We start from the raw sequence: 1,310 nt of genomic DNA, 5'->3' as shown, positions 1-1,310 counted from the left end.
CTGAAGCGCGCTGGGTTTGGTGGAGGCTCCATTCCGTGAGGAGATGGAGTCATGGCACGACCGAGCAGGTTCTCGGCTGACTTTCGGGCCCGGGCGATGCGCCTGGTTGCCGAGGCGCGGCCGGAGCACGACACCGAGTGGGCGGCGATCACGTCGGTCGCCACGAAGCTCGGGGTGAGTACGGAGACGTTGCGGAAGTGGATCCGTCAGGCGCAGGTCGATGGCGGGCAGCGGGCGGGCGCGACGTCGGATGAGTCGGCGGAGTTGAAGCGGTTGCGGCGGGAGAATGCTGAGCTGCGGCGGGCGAATGAGATTTTGAAGGCTGCGTCGGCGTTTTTCGCGGCGGAGCTCGACCGCCCCGGGCCGAGATGATCCGCTTCGTGGATGAGCACAGGGATCGTTTCGGGGTCGAGCCGATCGTCGGTGTCCTGCGGGGCACCGACGCCGGGTTCATGTCCGTGTCGGGGTACTACGCCGCCAAGACCCGCCCGCCCTCGGCGCGGGCGGTCGCGGACGCGGGCCTGTGTGAGCAGATCACGGCCGTGCACCAGGCGAACTACGACGTCTACGGGGTCCGCAAGACGCATGCGGCCCTGCGCCGTGCGGGCGTGGACACCGGCCGCGACCGGGTAGCGCGTCTCATGCGGGCACTGGGTTTGCGTGGTGTGCGTCGGGGCCGGCCGATACGGACCACGATCGCTGATGCCGCGGCGGCCCGCCCAGCGGACCTGGTCCGCCGGCAGTTCGCCGCGGCGAAGCCGAACCAGTTGTGGGTATGCGACATGACCTACATCCGTACCTGGGTCGGGTTCGCCTACCTCGCCTTGGTCATCGACGTGTACTCCCGCCGTCTGGTCGGCTGGGCGCTGACCACCCACCTACGCACCGACCTGCCCCTTGAGGCGCTGGAGATGGCGATCTGGGCCCGCAACGAACGCCTCGACGGGCTGATCCACCACAGCGACGCCGGGTCCCAATACACGGCGATTCGCTACACCGACGCCCTGGCCGACGTCGGGGCGTTGCCCTCGATCGGGTCCGTCGGCGACTCCTACGACAACGCCCTCGCCGAGTCGACCATCGGCCAGATCAAGGCGGAACTGATCCACCGGCGTGGCCCCTGGCGAACTATCGAACAACTTGAGTACGCCCTGTTCGAGTACATCGACTGGTGGAACCACCGTCGACTACACGGCGAAATCGGCATGCGCACACCAGCTGAAGCCGAGGCACCCACTACGCTCAAACCGAGCTTCTAACCGAGGCCGGTACCCAATGAACTGAGCCTCTACAAGATCCAGGGCGCTTCA

General features: G+C 67.3%; 1 pseudogene and 1 other annotated feature. The pseudogene reads left to right on the top strand.

Features of this window, described 5'->3' with window-relative positions:
* Positions 1–51 precede the first annotated feature (51 nt).
* A pseudogene (locus tag ABD191_RS28750) lies at positions 52–1,279 on the top strand (IS3 family transposase).
* Positions 330–441, top strand: a sequence feature (AL1L pseudoknot). Its footprint overlaps the pseudogene before it by 112 nt.
* Positions 1,280–1,310: the final 31 nt, after the last annotated feature.

The sequence above is a fragment of the Luedemannella helvata genome (genome assembly GCF_039528415.1).
Taxonomy (GTDB): domain Bacteria; phylum Actinomycetota; class Actinomycetes; order Mycobacteriales; family Micromonosporaceae; genus Luedemannella; species Luedemannella helvata.
Note: the sequence above shows the minus strand (reverse complement) of the source record. Positions and strands in the feature narration are given on the sequence as shown.